General features: G+C 36.2%; 12 protein-coding genes. 8 read left to right on the top strand and 4 right to left on the bottom strand.

The genetic code is table 11. From position 1 onward, the window contains the following. Window positions 1-4: 4 nt before the first annotated feature. On the bottom strand, window positions 5-1,819 hold the full coding sequence (locus AC3WRL_RS18085; protein ID WP_492330912.1) for a RagB/SusD family nutrient uptake outer membrane protein: 1,815 nt from the start codon (window positions 1,817-1,819) through the stop codon (window positions 5-7). Window positions 1,820-1,837: 18 nt separating this feature from the next. Continuing rightward, entirely contained in the window at window positions 1,838-4,858 is a 3,021-nt protein-coding gene (locus AC3WRL_RS18080) for a SusC/RagA family TonB-linked outer membrane protein (RefSeq protein WP_214825876.1), read from the bottom strand. Window positions 4,859-5,735: 877 nt separating this feature from the next. Between AC3WRL_RS18080 and kduI the strand changes: the two genes are divergently transcribed. The 8 genes from kduI to AC3WRL_RS18040 all read left to right on the top strand — a co-directional run bounded on the left by kduI (window position 5,736) and on the right by AC3WRL_RS18040 (window position 15,223). Beyond that, window positions 5,736-6,572, top strand: a complete 837-nt coding sequence (gene kduI, locus AC3WRL_RS18075) for a 5-dehydro-4-deoxy-D-glucuronate isomerase (protein ID WP_492330911.1) — start codon at window positions 5,736-5,738, stop codon at window positions 6,570-6,572. Between the two features lie 7 nt (window positions 6,573-6,579). Next, a complete protein-coding gene (locus AC3WRL_RS18070) occupies window positions 6,580-7,362 on the top strand; it encodes a gluconate 5-dehydrogenase (RefSeq protein ID WP_492330910.1) in 783 nt (260 codons plus the stop codon). A gap of 18 nt (window positions 7,363-7,380) precedes the next feature. Then, on the top strand, window positions 7,381-8,778 hold the full coding sequence (uxaC, locus tag AC3WRL_RS18065; protein ID WP_492330909.1) for a glucuronate isomerase: 1,398 nt from the start codon (window positions 7,381-7,383) through the stop codon (window positions 8,776-8,778). A 9-nt stretch (window positions 8,779-8,787) separates the two neighbouring features. Beyond that, window positions 8,788-9,795: a sugar kinase gene (locus AC3WRL_RS18060; protein ID WP_261511887.1), complete on the top strand. Its 1,008-nt coding sequence runs from the start codon at window positions 8,788-8,790 to the stop codon at window positions 9,793-9,795. Between the two features lie 2 nt (window positions 9,796-9,797). Beyond that, window positions 9,798-10,472: a bifunctional 4-hydroxy-2-oxoglutarate aldolase/2-dehydro-3-deoxy-phosphogluconate aldolase gene (locus AC3WRL_RS18055; RefSeq protein WP_214825860.1), complete on the top strand. Its 675-nt coding sequence runs from the start codon at window positions 9,798-9,800 to the stop codon at window positions 10,470-10,472. A gap of 135 nt (window positions 10,473-10,607) precedes the next feature. Beyond that, window positions 10,608-12,137: an MFS transporter gene (locus tag AC3WRL_RS18050; RefSeq protein WP_261511888.1), complete on the top strand. Its 1,530-nt coding sequence runs from the start codon at window positions 10,608-10,610 to the stop codon at window positions 12,135-12,137. A 2-nt stretch (window positions 12,138-12,139) separates the two neighbouring features. After that, entirely contained in the window at window positions 12,140-13,603 is a 1,464-nt protein-coding gene (locus tag AC3WRL_RS18045; protein WP_492330908.1) for a tagaturonate reductase, read from the top strand. A 6-nt stretch (window positions 13,604-13,609) separates the two neighbouring features. Continuing rightward, a complete protein-coding gene (locus tag AC3WRL_RS18040; protein WP_214825858.1) occupies window positions 13,610-15,223 on the top strand; it encodes a UxaA family hydrolase in 1,614 nt (537 codons plus the stop codon). An 87-nt stretch (window positions 15,224-15,310) separates the two neighbouring features. Here AC3WRL_RS18040 and AC3WRL_RS18035 read toward each other — a convergent pair whose 3' ends face one another. Beyond that, on the bottom strand, window positions 15,311-16,339 hold the full coding sequence (locus tag AC3WRL_RS18035; RefSeq protein WP_214825857.1) for a LacI family DNA-binding transcriptional regulator: 1,029 nt from the start codon (window positions 16,337-16,339) through the stop codon (window positions 15,311-15,313). Window positions 16,340-16,560: 221 nt separating this feature from the next. Beyond that, window positions 16,561-17,982, bottom strand: coding sequence for a D-xylose transporter XylE (gene xylE / locus AC3WRL_RS18030; RefSeq protein ID WP_492330907.1), 1,422 nt, complete (start codon window positions 17,980-17,982; stop codon window positions 16,561-16,563). Window positions 17,983-17,984 lie beyond the last annotated feature (2 nt).

The raw sequence follows: 17,984 nt of genomic DNA, 5'->3' as shown, positions 1-17,984 counted from the left end.
GTTACTAGTACCCATAATCCTGGGTAAGATTGTAGTTTGATTGAATAATATCACTGTAGATAGGCAGTAGTTCTCTTTTATTAGGTTGGAAATACTGCGCAAAACCTTTTACGGGATCACTTATATAAGTCTGCAGAACGGAAGCTCTCCATGCAATTTTTGTATATCCTGCAGGAGTTGCATCCTGTGAAGGAATGTAAAAAACTTCTGATTTATCCGATACTGTAGAATAAATATCAATATCAGTGATATTTTGCTGAGCCGTTTTGGTAGGATCATAAGGAGATTTCTTATAATACATGTTTAAAGGAACATTAGCATAAGGTCCGGTTCCATTCATAAAGTCAGTAAGTTTCTGTCTGGTCTCCGTAATTTTAGCATCTAAAAGATTCCAGCGGATAAGATCATACTTTCTGATTCCTTCACAACCCAATTCCAATAATCTTTCTTTTACAATAGCATTAAAAAATCCTGCTTTATCGGTAGGTATAGCTCCCACCTGATCTAAGTTCCCGGCAAAGGCTCTGTTTCTAACCAGTTTTAAAGCATTTAGAGCTTCTTGTGAAGGAGCGCCGTGAATTTCATTGTCTGCCTCAGCAAACATTAATAATACATCTGAAAAACGGATCATAGGCCAGTCTATAGCTAAATTTTGAGAAGGGCCGGTCACGTTAGTCCATGACTTTCTGTATTTTGAATCCGTAAACGAAATTGCTGTTACCAATTCTGCCTGGTTGGAGTTATTTACTTTAAAAATTCCCACATTCATATCCCTTCTTAAATCATATTTACTGAATTCGTAGAAGTATACGGGAAGGGCGTTGATCCCGCCGCCACCTTTCCATGAGGAATTATCATCATGCTTCAAACCATTATAGTATCCAATTTTACTATCTGTTCTCGCGTTACCTCCAAATGCTCCAACAGCGAAGATTACTTCATTGGTAGCATCCTGAGTGTTATTGTGTAGAGCTTTGAAAACAGCTTGATAGCTTGGGTTTAAACTATGTTCTCCCGTATGGTTCATAATATCTCTACACTCATCATAAGCAATCTGATAGTATTTTTGAGGGTTAGAACCTTGTGCCATCTGCTGGGGATTTCTTCTTAAAGAATATCCGGCCCTTGCCAGCGCAATTCTTGCTCTAAGACCTTTTACAGCTCCCTTAGAAATTCTTGCTGAATTTGTACCTTCTTCGGATCTCCATGGTACTAAATTACCTGCTTTGGCAAGGTCATCAATGATTCTTTCATATATAACATCTCTATCAGTCTTTGCAAGATAAATACTTTCCATATCTGCAGAAGGCTTATCCTGGAAAGGAACATCACCCCAGTTTTTGATCAGGTCATAGTAGAACTGTGCTCTGAGAGTGAGAGCTTCACCAAGATAGCGATCCATTTGTTTTTTCTCGGCAGCAGATCCTGTTTTATAAACAGGAGATAAGGGAATGTTTTTAATACAAAGATTAGCACGCTCTATTCCTGAGTATAATTTTAAGAATGGTTTATTAAGTTCTGAATTTGTGGTACATGCTCCAAATGTAGCAATCCCTCTTCTGTCATTACAGTTATAGTCTCCCGATGTTCGGAAATCATCACTGGAATGAGGATAAATTAGTGCTAATCTCTGCCCATAACCATCATCACCTGCTAATTGACTATACGCTCCAACCAAAGCAGTGAATGTATCTGCAGTACTGTCAAACTGTTGCGCTTCAGATACACTTGAGAGGTTTTCGGCATCCAGAAAATCGTCGCATGAATTAAAAGTAAGTGAGGCAACGACACAACTTAAAATTAATATTGTTTTTTTCATGTCTATTTTTTTATTCAATTAAAAGGTGATATCAACTCCCGTTAAAATAAATCTGCTGCGAGGATAAGCGGCATAATCTACACCCGGAGTCAGAGGATTTCTCCTCGTACTTGCTTCAGGGTCATATCCTGAATATCCTGTAATGGTAAATACATTATTAACAGTGGCATAAATTCTTAGATTTTTAATAAATGCGCTTTCCAGTGCCCCTTTTGGAAGGGTATATCCGATCGTAAGGTTATTTAATCTTAAGAAAGAGCCATCTTCAATAGCATAAGAATGCAGAATATAGTTACCGGATGGGGGAGTCCACATTGTTGTATTGGCATTCAATGCAGCTAATGCAGCAGGATCTGTAACTTTTACACCGTCTGGCCCAAACCATTTCCATCGGTCAGCCACTTCAGCAAGCATATTGTTATCTCTATATTGAAACTGTGTTGAAAACTCAATTTTATTGGCATTATACACTTTATTTCCTACAGAGAAATTAAAGAATAAACTCATATCCCAGTTTTTGTACCGGAAAGTCTGATTGAACCCTCCAAAGAACTTAGGCTGGGAACTGCCCAAATCGGTCTGGTCATCTGTAGTGATCTGGCCGTCACCGTTAATATCTCTAAGTTTCAAGTCACCTGGCTGTACTGCTTTAGAACCTAGTGCAATAGCACTGTTACTTGGGATTCCAGCTTTTAATGTATATACATGAGTTGAAGGGTTATAATCGAAATCATTGAGCTCATATCTTCCTTCCGTTACATATCCGTAATAAGTTCCGATAGGGTTACCCACCTTTACGATAAAGTCATATAAACTGTTTACCCATCCTGAAGCAGCAAGATAATAACTATTACTTGCAGAGGCGTTGGAACCTAAACTTTTGATCACATTTCTATTGGCAGAAATGTTGAAGTCTGTCTTCCATGAGAAGTTTTCTTTATTAATGAGAATTCCTCCCATGGTAAATTCAATACCTTTATTCTGAGTTTTCCCTGAATTCTGATACTGATATTCATATCCTGAGGTCTGAGGAATTTTAGCTAAGATTAAAAGATCTTTAGTGTCTGTAATATATGCATCCACACTACCATATAATCTGCCCTTGAAAAAACCAAAGTCAATACCTATGTTTTTAGATACCGTTGCCTCCCATTTTACATTTTGATTTTTCAATGTGTTTCCTGTCGTTGCTCCTGGAGTTACACCACTTCCGAAAGTGTATCCATAATCAGTAGAAGTGGTAAAGAATGTATCATACAGGAATGCGGGAATTCTGTTGTTTCCTGCTAAACCATATCCAAAACGCAGCTTAAGTTCTTCCAGCCACTCTTTATCCTTAAGGAAATTTTCCTGTTTAAGCTTCCATGCTAATGAGAGGGCAGGAAAGGTTCCCCATCTGTTTTTTGGGGCAAAGACGTTTGTTCCGTCTGTTCTTATGGAAAGGGTGGCTATATATTTATTATCGAAAATATAGTTGGCTCGTCCAAAAAATGAAACCAATCGGTCTGGTGCCAGCGCAGCTGTTCTAGGGGCATCCTGAATCATTCCTGATGGTGGGATGGCGGACTGGATGTTAGCAAATGCTTCATTAGGCAAAATAGAACTCGGTAGCCATTTTACATATGTATTGGAAGATTCACCGTCTGTCTGAACAGTTTCTTCACCCAATAGTAAATCGATTTTATGATTTCCGAATTTTTTTGTGTAATTTAATGTATTGGTGTTCGTGATTCTCCTGGTTTGAGATCTGGTTAACTGTACAATAGGCTGGTTATTATTAGCTCTTGCATCGTTTGTAATGCTTCCCCAGAATTGATCAACAGCATTGTCTTTTTGTACATATCCTATGACCGATCGGAAGGTAAGATCTTTTGTAATATTATAATTAAAGTAAGCGTTTAACAATAAGTCGTTTGTGCTGTTATTTCTTACTTCACTGTCGTTAAGAAGAAGAGGATTAACAAGATTGGTATTTGTTGCATAATTAGGATCAAAGTCATCTACAGGAACATTGCTTCCGCCCTCAAAAGGCTGGTATCTTACTGCATTTCTCAACCTGTTGGTTCCTTGTGACCCGGATGCTGAAGTTCCTGCACCCGAAATTAGGGATCGGCTGTATCTGGTGTTAAATCCTATCTTAACCTTCTTACTTACATCATAATCATATTTAAAATTGGCCATGCTTCTTCTAAAACCTGAATTAAGCATAATTCCGTCTTCTTCTACATGATTTAGCGTTAATGAAAATGCTGATTTATCAGAACCGCCTGTAATATTGATATTGTGGGTAAAGTTGAAGGCTTCTTTTCCAAAAAGTTCTTTTTGCCAATCTCTTTTTTTGATGGAGCCATACTTATCCGCAAGTTGGTCATAGGTTCCATATCTTGCGTCAAAAATGTCTTTGTCACTCTGAATATCTCCTTTATAATAAAGTTCATACTGATACATTACAAAGTCCTGTGGGCTTAATACAGGAATTTGATTCATAATCTTTCTAACTCCAGTATATCCACTGTAGTTAATAGACGTTGCTGCTCTTTTACGACCACCTTTTGTGGTGATCAGAACAACACCATTGGCACCTCTGGCTCCATAGATCGAAGTGGAAGCAGCATCTTTCAGTACCTCAATTGATTCGATTTCTTTAGGAGATAGAATAGACAATGCATTATCCATCTGGATTCCATCTACGATATATAAAGGAGAATTGCTTTGTGTAATAGAAGTTCCACCTCTTACCTTGATATCTACCTCTGCTCCTGGTGAACCCTCACTTGCCGTAATCTGTACGCCAGCTACTCTTCCCTGAATGGCCTCTGCAGCATTGTTTACAGGCATATCCTTCATATCTTCAGCCTTTACTGAGCCTACAGCATTGGTAACGTCTTTCTTAGAAACTTTGGTATATCCTACCAAAACCACTTCATCGATTTTGGTTTCCTTTTCTTTATTCTTTTCTTTTTCTTGAGCCAGACCAAGGACCGGAAGTAGAAAAACAGTTAAATATAACCACTTTATAGATTGTACTCTTTTATCCATTTTGTATCCTTATAGTTTTAATTCTTGGTTGAAATTCTTTTCATTCTTTTGTTTGTTTGGATTTTTTGTAAGTATTCTATAAATGAAGTGACCGATATTTTAATAAACATACGCTTTAAGGAGTGCAATCGATTGCGTAATTATTTATTAAAAATATCTAGGCTCCTAAACTAATATTATTTTCCAATATGCAAAGAAAAAAATATTATTTTTCTGTTAAATTCTTTTTTTTAATTGTTAATATTAATTATAATAATGCATAAATTACGTAATTAAATGATTGATTATTAGTAATTTAAATATTATGTGTTATTTCGATTAAAATTTAAGGTAAGTGAAATTCAGGCAGTATTTTTCTATTTAAATTTTATTATTTCTTTAAAGAATACTTCATTTTAGGCACTAGAAATTTCCCAAAAATGATACTTAGAAGTTGTTTTTTTTCCATTTTTCTGATTTTTATCACATTTTTTTGAACCATACAAAACGAGTTTTTGCTTAATAATAAATAAATCACGAAATAGTCGTACTATTATTATATAAATGCTATTATTATTGGTAATTTAATATTGTTAGTTAATCATTATTATAATACACCATTTGGCTTAAAAATTAAAATAGGATTCTATTTTAGGGAATTGAAATCATTGGATTATAGTAATTTGCCTAATGATTTTATTGGAATAATTGTTTTTATATTGTTGATTTACAGTTGTTTTTTAATTAAATGTATTTTTTTGTTTACTAATTAAATAATAATTATATATTTATCAACAAGTATTTCTATCAAATGTAAGTGTAATTTAATGCAATCGATTACGCAATGTTTAACTGGTTTTATTAAAACCGTAAAAAGAAAGTATAAAAAAAAGAAAGTATGACGCAATCAGAATTTCGATATGCCCACCATCCTGAAGATGTTAAAAAGTACACAACTGAAGATTTAAGGAGGGAGTTTTTAATCGATGATTTATTTAATGAAGATCAGATAAAATTAGTCTATTCTATGTATGACAGACTTATTGTAGGTGGAATACTACCTTTATCGAAGTCCTTAAAACTTGAACCAACAGATGATTTGAAAGCAGAATATTTTCTTGACAGAAGAGAGTTAGGAATTATCAATGTTGGCGGAAAAGGAAAAGTAACAGTAGATGGTGAGGTATATGAGCTTATGAATAAAGAAGCCTTGTATATTGGGAAAGGGGCAAAAGAAGTGATTTTTGAAAAATCGGGTGATGAACAACCTTATTTTTATATCAACTCTGCTCCGGCACATCATTCTTATATGACAAGAAAAATAACGAAGAGCGAGGCTGAGATTGTGGAACTAGGGGAGGAAAAATACGCCAACAGACGTACGATAAACAAACTGATTGTTAATAGCGTCCTTCAAACATGTCAGCTTCAAATGGGAATGACTGAACTTCACCCTGGAAGTGTTTGGAATACAATGCCTGCACATACTCATACCAGAAGAATGGAAGCATATTTCTATTTCGATCTGCAGGAAGATCAAACGGTAAGTCACTTTATGGGACAACCTGATGAAACACGTCATATTTTTATGAAAAACCGTCAGGCTGTTTTATCCCCGGAATGGTCTATCCACTCTGGAGTTGGAACTTCTAATTATACTTTTATCTGGGGTATGGCCGGTGAGAATATGGACTATGGCGATATGGATGGTATCAAAACTAACGAACTAAAGTAATTTTCCAATGAATTTATTTGATTTATCCGGTAAGGTAGCAGTCGTTACAGGGGCTACTCACGGATTGGGAATGGCAATGGCTGAAGGCTTAGCTTCTGCAGGGGCGGAACTGGCCATCACAAGTACAACGCCTTCAAAGTTAGAGGAAGCTTTAAATTATTATCGCGAAAAAGGATATCATGCAACGGGTTATCTTTTTGATGTAACAGACAAACTTGAGGCTGCTCAGAAGGTAGCGCTTATGATTGCTACACATGGGAAGATTGATATCCTTGTGAATAATGCAGGAATCATCAAACGTATTCCGGCGATTGATATGGATATTGAAGATTTTAGAAAGGTAATCGATGTAGATCTTACAGGTCCTTTTATCATGTCACAACTCGTTGGTAAGCATATGATCAAAAGGAAATCAGGAAAGATCATTAATATATGCTCAATGATGAGTGAGCTTGGCCGGGATAATGTAGCGGCGTATGCTTCAGCAAAAGGAGGGCTTAAAATGCTTACAAAAAATCTGGCAACAGAATGGGCGAAGCACAATATTCAGGTAAATGGAATTGGCCCGGGATATTTTGCAACATCACAGACAGAGCCAATCAGAGAAGACGGTCATCCTTTCAATGATTTTATCATTAGCAGAACTCCGGACGGAAGATGGGGAAACCCTGAAGACCTTGCAGGGACAGCTATTTTCTTAGCTTCCGATGCGAGCAGATTTATCAACGGGCAGATCATTTATGTGGACGGTGGTATTCTGGCGACTATCGGGAAACCTGCAAATGAGTAATAACAGAATTAAACTACAATGAAATCCTTTATAACAGATCAATTTTTACTACAAAATAAATACGCTGAAGAGTTATATTTTAACTATGCAGAAAAGTTACCGATCATCGATTATCATAATCATCTGATCCCTAAAGATATTGCAGAAAACACTGCGTTTGAGAATATTTCTAAAGTCTGGATTGCCGGAGACCATTATAAATGGAGAGCTATGCGTACCATGGGAGTGAATGAAAAGTTCATTACAGGAGATGCTTCTGACAAAGAAAAATTTGAAGCATGGGCAAAAACAGTGCCTTACACATTAAGAAATCCATTGTATCACTGGACACATCTGGAATTGAAACGTTATTTTGGGATCGATGAACTTCTTAACGAAGATAATGCAGGTGAAATTTATGAAAACGTTACCGCACAATTACATACTCCTGAAAAATCAACAAGAGGTCTGTTAAAAATGATGAATGTAGAATCTTTATGTACAACCGAAGATCCTACAGATATTTTAAATTACCATCAGGAAATAGCAAAAACCGATTTCAGTATTAAAGTAAGTACAGCCTTTCGTCCTGACAAAGCTATTTTGATTGAAAACCACAATTTCGCGGACTATCTGGCCAAACTCGGACAATCGGCAGGAATTACAATCGATTCCTATCAAAGCCTTTGTGATGCTTTATTAAAAAGAATTGAATACTTCCACGCAAATGGTTGCAGATTATGTGATCACGGATTGAATAATATTTCTTTTGAAGAATTTACAGATGCTGAGATCAATACAATTTTCAGTGATAAGTTATCAGGAAAAGTGATTGCCGGAAAGCAGGTTAATCAATTCAAAACAGCGATCTTATTATTTTTAGGTGAAACCTATCATCAATTCGGATGGGTTCAACAGTTCCACCTTGGCGCTTTGAGGAATAATAACGAACGTATGCACAGGGTTTTAGGACCTGATACAGGCTGGGATTCTATCGGAGATTTCGTTCAGGCTGAAGCACTGTCTAAATTCCTGAATACGCTGGATGGAAAAGATAAGCTGGCTAAAACGATTCTTTATAATCTAAATCCTGCCGATAATGAAATTTTTGCAACAATGATCGGAAATTTCAATGATGGCAGTGTGAAAGGAAAGGTACAATTCGGTTCCGGATGGTGGTTTCTGGATCAGAAAGATGGAATGGTAAAGCAGATGAATGCCCTTTCAAATATGGGACTTATAAGCTGTTTTGTAGGAATGCTTACAGACTCGAGAAGTTTTCTTTCTTATCCGAGACACGAATATTTCAGAAGGGTATTGTGTAATCTTTTCGGCGAAGAAATGAAGAACGGTGAATTGCCAGATGATATTGAGCTTATTGGAAGAACGGTTTCAGATATCTGCTATCATAACGCTAAAAATTATTTTGATTTTTAAAGTGAAATTATGAGCAGTAAAATAGTCACATTCGGTGAAGTAATCATGAGACTTTCACCTCCCGGAAATAAAACTATGAAGCAGAGCTCTGAAATGGAATTCTATTTCGGAGGTACGGAGCTTAATGTTGCTTCATCACTGGCAACTTTAGGTTGTGATGTAAAGCATATCAGCAATGTTTCTGATGATTTTGTGGGTGAATCTGCAATTTCTTTCATTAAAAGTTTTGGGATTGATACTTCATTTATCAATACAAACGAGCATCCTCTGGGATTATATTTTCTTGAAGTAGGCTCGTCGGTTCGTGCAAGTAGAATTACTTACAATAGACTCCATGGTTCTTTTTCTCATATAAAACCAGAACAGGTTGACTGGAAAAAAGCTTTGGAAAGCTGTGAATTTTTTCACTGGACGGGTATTAGTCCTGGGATTTCTGAAGGAGCGTATGAAACTTTGAAAGAAGGTTTAAAACTAGCCAGGGAAATGGGTATTCAGATCACAACCGATCCAGCCTATCGCTCAAACCTTTGGAAATACGGCAAAAATGGAAATGAAATTTTAAAGGAGCTGGTTTCCTATTCCACGATTTTTATTGGTGGTGTAAATGAAATCAACGAAATTTTAGACACTCAGTTTTCAACAGATCAGAAAGGCTTCATTGAAGCTTGTAAAGAATTAAAAAAACAAATTCCTTCTATTCATAGGATTTTCGATAAAGTAAGAATCGGTGTTACGGCAAGCTCTCAGCAAACGCAGGGAAGAGCCTGGGTTGAAGAAACTTATTTTGAAACTGAACTTTTAGAAGTAAGCCCGGTGGTTGACAGAATAGGAACCGGAGATGCTTTTGCAGCAGGCCTGATTTACGGATTGTTAAATTTCGATGATGAAAAGGCATTGAAATTTGCCAATGCAGCCTGTGCTATCAAGCATACTATTTTGGGAGATACCAATTACTGCAGTGCAGAAGATATTTTGGAAGTAATGAACGGAAATTCTGGTGGAAGAATAAAAAGATAATTATGGCAAGATTTACACGTATAGACGTTGCGTTAAAAGCTAGAGAAACGGGAGTTGTTCCTGTCTTTTATCATGCTGATGCCGAGATAGGCAAGAAAATTTTAAAAGCATGCTACGATGGTGGAGCACGTGTTTTTGAATTTACGAACAGGGGGGATTATGCACACGAAGTTTTTACCGAACTTACAAAATATGCAGCCAAAGAACTTCCTGAGATGATTTTAGGGGTAGGTTCAGTGGTAGATGCCGGAACAGCCTCGCTGTATATTCAGTCCGGAACCAACTTCATTGTTTCCCCTTTATTGAATGTAGATATAGCAAAAGTATGTAACAGGAGAAAAATTTCCTGGATGCCAGGCTGCGGGTCAGTTTCTGAAATTTCCTATGCTGAAGAGTTGGGTGCTGAAATTATTAAAATATTTCCTGCATCCCAGGTGGGAGGACCGGAATTCATCAAAGCAGTAAAAGGACCGATGCCGTGGTCAAATATTATGCCTACAGGTGGAGTTCTTCCGACAAAGGAAAACCTTACAGAATGGATATCTGCCGGAGCGTATTGCGTGGGTCTGGGTTCACAGTTGTTTGTAAAAAATAATGACGGAACGTATGATTACGGGAAAATTACAGACGTTGTGAAAAGCTCAATTGAACTCATCAAAGAATTAAGATCGTTTTAAAACAATTCTTAATACCGGTTTAAACGGAAAAGGTTTAATCGAATAAAAATTCTTAGTTAAAAATAGCTTGGAAGGGTATTTTATACCCATTTTGTTTTTAAAATTAATAAAAAATCAATACTATTAAAGATTGATATGAAAAAAGAAGTATCCTCTAAACCTACTGGTTTTAGATGGACAATATGTTTTTTATTGTTCATTGCCACTACCATTAATTATATGGATAGGCAGGTATTATCATTAACTTGGAAAGATTTTATCGCTCCGGAATTTCATTGGAACAATAATGATTACGGAAATATCACCGCATTATTCTCCATTTTCTATGCAGGAAGTATGCTTTTTGCAGGAAAATTTGTTGATTGGATGGATACGAAAAAAGGCTTCCTTTGGGCAATTGCTATTTGGTCTGTAGGTGCTTGTTTACATGCATTTTGTGGGATTGCCACATCTGGTATTCTTACCGGAAGCTGGTTCGTAGGATTTAGAGAATCTAAAGAAATTATAGGAACAGTAGATAATGTCTCAACTGTAATCAGTACCAGCGTAACCTTATTTATTTTTGCACGTTTTGTATTAGCAGTTGGAGAAGCAGGAAATTTTCCAGCGGCAATTAAAACAACGGCAGAATATTTTCCTAAAAAAGACAGGGCTTTAGCGACAAGTATATTCAATGCAGGAGCGACAGTGGGAGCTTTAGCTGCACCCATTACTATTCCTTTTATAGCAAAATCGATGGGCTGGGAGTGGGCATTTATTATCATCGGAGCTTTAGGTTTTTTATGGATGGGATTGTGGATATTCTATTATAAAAAACCCCATGAGCATCATAAGGTTAATGAACATGAACTAGTGTATATCCAGCAGGATCAGGATGATGAATCCAATGTGGATTCAAATATTCCTGAAAAGATATTTTCTTTTAAAGAATGTTTCAGTTATAGACAAACCTGGGCATTTGCTTTCGGAAAATTTATGACTGACGGAATCTGGTGGTTCTTCTTATTTTGGACACCTGCTTATCTAAGCTCTGTCTACAAAATGGACAGTACCCAAAGTGCATTACCCCTGTTTGTATTGTACATGATTACACTGTTTTCAATTATTGGCGGGTGGCTTCCTAAATATTTCGTGGAAAAAAGAGGGATGAATGCTTACACAGGAAGAATGAAAGCCATGCTAATTTTTGCATTTTTCCCTCTGCTGGCGCTTTTTGCTCAACCTCTGGGCTCTATAACCTATTGGATTCCGGTTGTGATTATCGGGATAGCAGGTGCGGCTCATCAGGCCTGGTCAGCAAATATCTTCTCGACAGTAGGCGATATGTTTCCCAAAAAAGCCATTGCTACGATTACCGGAATAGGTGGAATGGCAGGTGGTATTGGTTCATTTTTAATTAATAAATCTTCTGGGGTACTGTTCGATCATGCTCATAAGGCATGGACAACCATTAATGGAACTCCATTACTGGAACTATATCCAGAATACGTCAATCAACGTTTACCGGAAGGTTTTTTTGAACAGTTGGAAAAGTCAGGAGCCATTGTATCAGACGGAATAGATAAAGGATATATGATTATTTTTTCAGTATGTGCAGTAGCTTATCTGATTGCATGGAGTGTAATGAAAGCATTGGTTCCTAAATATAAAGTAATAAGTAAATAATGATGGAAAGACAGTTAAAACAAAAATTAAACCGTGAATTGCTGGATTCTCAGGAAAAACTTCCTATAAAAATTGTACAGTTTGGAGGTGGAAATTTCATGCGGGGATTTACAGATTACGTAATTGATAAGTTAAATAAAGAAAAAGGTTTTAATGCTGGAATAGTAAATGTTCAGCCCACAGTGGGGGGGGCTGTTCATAAACTGGAAGAACAGGGTAATTTATATACACTTTTCTCAAGAGGAGTAAAAAAAGGAAAAATTATTGATACCAAACAGGTGGTTTCTGCGATTCAAAAATCGATCAATCCTTATACAAATTATGATGAATTCTTAGCACTGGCAAAAGAAGAAGAATTAGAATTTATTTTTTCAAATACAACAGAGACAGGAATCACATATGATGAATCGGAAACCGGTTATCAAGGACCACACAAGAATTTTCCCGCAAAATTAACCGTTTTACTTCATGAAAGATTTAAATATTTCAATGGAGATACAAAAAAAGGACTTCGGATTATTCCTTGCGAACTGATTGAAGATAATGCATTTGCTTTAAAAAAAATTGTTTTAAAGTATGCTGATCTATGGAATTTAGGAGAAGGTTTTATAAAATGGATTGAACAAAATAATTATTTTCACAATACATTGGTGGACCGAATTGTTCCAGGATATCCAAAGGATGATTTAGAAACTTACGAAAGTCAATTGGATTACGAAGATCAGATGATGGTGGTCTCAGAAATATTTTTGCTTTGGGTGATCCAGGATGCTGGAAATTTGAAGGAGAGAATTCCTTTTGATAAAATTGACGAACAGATATTGGTGGTAGATGATATCCAGCCATACCGTTTAAGAAAAGTCAGGATACTGAACGGAGGCCACAGTTTGATGTTAGCTCCAGCTATTTTATCTGGCAAGGAGACGGTAAAAGAATCTATAGATGATGAGTTTATAGGCAGATTTTTAACCGAAACTATATCAAATGAAGTTAATCCTACTTTAGGGTTAGATGAAATTGAATTGAAAGAATTTGCAGAAGAGGTTTTCGACCGGTTCAGAAATCCTTTCATCAAGCATTATCAGGCAAGTATCGCTTTATATTTTGTTTCTAAATTTAAAGTGAGAATTGTTCCGAGTATCTTAAAATATTTTGAGATCAATAGCAGATTACCGTTGAACCTAATTTTTTCTTTAGCGAGTTTAATCAGATTCTATCAGGGAAGTTATGGTGAAAAAACACTGCCGTTGAACGATGAGGAATTCATTATAAACAGATTCAAAGAAATCTGGAAAAATGAAGATTATGAGATAGTTGCTGAATTGGCACTTAGTGAAACGCATTTCTGGGATATTGATCTTACTAAAGTTCAGGGTTTAAAATCAGCGGTAGCAAAAGCATTATGGGAAATCGATCATAATGATATTGAAACTGCTTATAAAAACTTTATCAAATTTAATTCTTAAGAAATTATGCAAAAGAAAGTACTGAAAGTAAATCCCGTGGATAATGTAGCAGTGGCGTTGGTAGATTTAACGGAGGGGGAAACTGTTACTTTGGGTAATCTTACTTATGATATTGTAAAAAATACAAAGGCAAAACATAAATTCGTGACCGAAGATCTTGCAATTGGAGATGCGATCATTATGTATGGTGTTCTCGTGGGAAAAGCCAACCTTCCTATTCAGAAAGGTGAAGTTATCACTACGGAAAATGTAAAACATCAAAGTGCAAAAGTTGAAGGGAAAACGGAAATAACTCCATGGACCGCTCCGGATATTGAAAAATGGAAAGACAAAACATTCAATGGTTATCATAGAGAAGACGGACAGGTTGGAACATCTAATGTATGGCTTTTCTTTCCACTGGTTTTTTGTGAAAACAGAAATATCGAAATCTTAAAGGAAGTTTTTGAAAAAGAGCTTTTGTTTGAAAAAGTAACAAAGCATCAGTTATTATTAAGATCATTGGTGAATAACTCTGAAACTGAAACTGCTATTGAAGATGAAAAGGACTCGCGGATTTTTAAAAATATTGATGTTAAATTTATCACCCATCAGGGTGGTTGTGGTGGTATTCGTCAGGATGCAGAAGCTTTGGGGCGACTATTGGCAGGCTATGTTAAAAATCCGAACGTAGCCGGAGCTACCGTTTTGAGTCTTGGGTGCCAGAATTTACAGGTTGATCTATTTAAAGAAGCTTTAGAAAAAATAAGTCCGGATAACAAAAAGCCTATTATTGTTTACGAACAACAAAAATCAGGAACTATAGATGAAATGCTGAATGGTATCATCAAAGATTCTTATGAAGCAATAAAACAGGCCAATGAAATCCAAAGGTTGCCCGCACCTCTTTCAAAACTTGTTCTGGGATTGGAATGTGGCGGATCAGATGGTTTCTCAGGGATTTCTGCGAATCCGGTTTTAGGACAATTATCAGATTTAATGGCCGGAATCGGTGGTTCCACCATTCTTTCCGAATTTCCCGAACTGTGTGGAGTAGAGCAGGAGTTGGTTAACCGTTGTGTGAATGAAAAAGATGCTGAAAGATTTTTAACATTAATGCAGGATTTTGAAAAATCAGTTGTTGCTGCAGGATCAGGCTTTGATATGAATCCTTCACCTGGAAATATTAAAGATGGATTGATAACAGATGCTATGAAATCAGCCGGAGCAGCTAAAAAAGGAGGTTCATCTCCGATTCAGGATGTTCTTGATTTCACAGAGTATATTGAAAAACCGGGGCTGAATTTATTATGTACTCCCGGAAATGATGTAGAATGTACCACAGCACTTGTGGGATCCGGTTCAAATATGGTTTTATTTACTACAGGTCTCGGAACGCCTACTGGAAACCCTGTTGTACCTGTTGTTAAAATTTCTTCCAATACATCACTTTCTGAAAGGATGCCCGATATCATCGACTTTAACACCGGAGACATAATTACCGGTGAAAAAACAATTGATGAAAAAGCTGAAGAATTATTAGAATTTATAATTGAAGTAGCCAGTGGTGAAGTAAAAACAAAAGCTGCTATTTTAAATCAGAATGATTTTATTCCCTGGAGAAGGGGAGTTTCTTTATAAAATTTTAATTGTAAATAATAGATAACAAAAGAGTTCAATACCATATTGAACTCTTTTGTTATTTTGGAGAAAATAGAGGCTTTAAAGCTATTTCCTTTTAGAAGATTTTCTGATATAGAGCTGAGGTGCTAAAACCACCTTTTTTTCTATGGAAACACCTGATCCATTTTCTTTTACACTTTCAATAAATACCTGTCCTGCCATTTTTCCCATTATGAGTGGAGTTTGGTCTACGGAACTCATTGGAAGCTCCATAAACTGAGTAAAGGGCTCATTAGAAAATCCTATAACCGCAACTTCTTCAGGAATTTTTATTTTGCGTTTTTTTAATTCCTGACAGGCTCCCAATGCAGCAAAGTCACTGGAAGAAAAGATAGCATCTGGAACCGACTTTTTGTCCCATAGTTTTTTAATAGCATCAATTCCTGCATCAATTGCACTTCCGGTAGAAATGATATTATCTTCTTTTATTTGGAACTTATGGTCAATTAATGCCTGTTTATAACCGTTAAGACGGTTTTGATAGATCTCAAGGTTAAGATCTCCGGCAAAATGACAAATATTTTTATATCCTTCTTTGATCAGATGTTCTGTCGCCATATAACCACCACGGTAGTCATCAATTGTTACCGTACTTATTCCCGGAATATCTTTTTTCCTGTCAAAGAATATAATCGGCGTATTGCTGGTATCTAAAATACTCTGAATATGCTCCGTATTAATGGTTGTTTTTGAAACAGACATAAATATTCCATCTACCTGGGCATTCAATAAAGTATTGAGATGTCTTTTTTCAATAGTAACATCTTCATGACTCTGACAGATGATTACATGGTAACCATGTGGAGAAAGTTCTTCTTCAATGCCGCGAATTACAGATGAGAAAAAATTAGTATTGATATAAGGAACAATAATCCCTACGTTTTTTGTTTCTCCGCTTTTAAGAGCTTTGGCAAGATTATTCTGCTTATAATTCATTTCTTTAGCGGTTTTCTTTACCAAATCTTTTGTTGCCTGGCTGATTCTCGGATGATCATTAAGTGCTCTGGAAACAGTAGCCACACTCACATTAAGCTTCTTTGAAATGTCATATATTGTGGCACTTTTTTTATTCATAAATGTTTTTTTTCTGCTGTTTTTTCTATATCAAAATGATATACATCGTTGACGTAAATTTAATCAAATTATGTCTAATCACTAGGAAATAAAATGTATTTTATACTTAAAATAAAATTAAACTATTCCATAGACTATCATGGATTAAATAATCATATTATAATAATTTTGTTAAAAACAAAGAAGTAGAAAATTGTAATTAAAAAAATGTCTAGCAAAGTTTATTTTTGCCATATTTTCTCTATTTCTTCTAGCGATTTACTCTTGGTTTCCGGGACCCATTTCCAAACGAAAAGAAGAGAAAGAACACTCATTACTCCATAAAATCCATAAGTAAAAGCTCCGCTGAACTCCATCATAAAAGGATAGGTAGATGAAATAAGATAGTTAGCTGCCCATTGTGCCGCTACGGCAATAGCTATTGCACTTCCCCTTATTTCATTCGGAAAAATCTCTGAAATCAGAACCCAGCATATCGGCCCCCACGACATCATAAAAGAAGCAGTATAAACAATGATAAATATCAAAGTGGCAATACCAATGATATGGAAATAGGAAAAAATAGCAATCGCAAACATGCCTATGGCCATACCTACTGATCCAATAATGAGAAGAGGTTTTCTTCCCCATTGATCGACGGTAAAAATTGCAATAACTGTAAAAACTACATTCACCAGTCCCATCACTACAGTCTGCAGCATAGAGGCATCCTTATGAACACCCATGCTTTCGAAAATACGGGGTGCATAATAAAGAGCTACATTAATCCCTACAAACTGCTGAAAAACGGAAAGTAAAATTCCAATAATGATTACTGTTTTTCCAAAAGAAAAAATGTCACTTTTATGTTCTGCAACAGTCCCTTTTATTTCCGAAAATATTTCTTTTCCACGTTCCTGGCCGTTTATTTTTGTTAAAATTTTAAGTGCCTCCTCGTCTTTATTGATAAAAGTGAGATAGCGTGGCGTTTCCGGAACAAGAAATAATAAAATTCCAAATAAGGCAGCCGGGATGGTTAGTGATAAAAACATATATCTCCAACCGATCTGGTTGATCCATTCAATACTTTTCCCGTCAGCAATTCCCCAATTGACAAAATACACAACAAGCATTCCGAAAATGATGGCAAACTGATTTAAAGAAACAAGTCTTCCACGAATTTCAGCTGGTGCAATTTCCCCAATATACATTGGGCATACTGCTGAAGCAAGACCGACTCCAATCCCACCTATAATTCTGTAAAGATTGAAAGCCAATAAAACACCCATCAAAGTTTCTCCTTTCTTAAAGAATAAAAACTCTGGATAGGCAGCTCCCAAAGCACTTATAAAAAACAGAAATGCAGCAAGCATTAAAGCTTTCTTCCGGCCTAACCGTGTGGAGATAAGTCCTGAAATTGCTCCTCCGATTATACATCCGATTAAAGCACTGGAAATGGTGGCTCCATGTGCCAATGAGCTTAATCCCAGAGGAGTAACTAAATGTTCTTGTATTGATTTTTCTGCTCCTGAAATCACTGCCGTATCATAACCAAACAAAAGCCCGCCCAAAGTGGCTACTAGTGTAAGCATAGTAACATACACCATATTGATTTCCGCCTTAGATCCTGAAGAATATTGCGGACCGGAATCTATTATTTGCATAA

The sequence above is a fragment of the Chryseobacterium sp. FW101-FHT12H09 genome (genome assembly GCF_058790395.1).
Note: the sequence above shows the minus strand (reverse complement) of the source record. Positions and strands in the feature narration are given on the sequence as shown.

Coding starts and splice junctions, on each gene's coding strand:
- AC3WRL_RS18085 (WP_492330912.1), bottom strand. CDS start 1,819: ATGAAAAAAACAATATTAATTTTAAGTTGTGTCGTTGCCTCACTTACT.
- AC3WRL_RS18080 (WP_214825876.1), bottom strand. CDS start 4,858: ATGGATAAAAGAGTACAATCTATAAAGTGGTTATATTTAACTGTTTTT.
- kduI (WP_492330911.1), top strand. CDS start 5,736: ATGACGCAATCAGAATTTCGATATGCCCACCATCCTGAAGATGTTAAA.
- AC3WRL_RS18070 (WP_492330910.1), top strand. CDS start 6,580: ATGAATTTATTTGATTTATCCGGTAAGGTAGCAGTCGTTACAGGGGCT.
- uxaC (WP_492330909.1), top strand. CDS start 7,381: ATGAAATCCTTTATAACAGATCAATTTTTACTACAAAATAAATACGCT.
- AC3WRL_RS18060 (WP_261511887.1), top strand. CDS start 8,788: ATGAGCAGTAAAATAGTCACATTCGGTGAAGTAATCATGAGACTTTCA.
- AC3WRL_RS18055 (WP_214825860.1), top strand. CDS start 9,798: ATGGCAAGATTTACACGTATAGACGTTGCGTTAAAAGCTAGAGAAACG.
- AC3WRL_RS18050 (WP_261511888.1), top strand. CDS start 10,608: ATGAAAAAAGAAGTATCCTCTAAACCTACTGGTTTTAGATGGACAATA.
- AC3WRL_RS18045 (WP_492330908.1), top strand. CDS start 12,140: ATGGAAAGACAGTTAAAACAAAAATTAAACCGTGAATTGCTGGATTCT.
- AC3WRL_RS18040 (WP_214825858.1), top strand. CDS start 13,610: ATGCAAAAGAAAGTACTGAAAGTAAATCCCGTGGATAATGTAGCAGTG.
- AC3WRL_RS18035 (WP_214825857.1), bottom strand. CDS start 16,339: ATGAATAAAAAAAGTGCCACAATATATGACATTTCAAAGAAGCTTAAT.
- xylE (WP_492330907.1), bottom strand. CDS start 17,982: ATGCAAATAATAGATTCCGGTCCGCAATATTCTTCAGGATCTAAGGCG.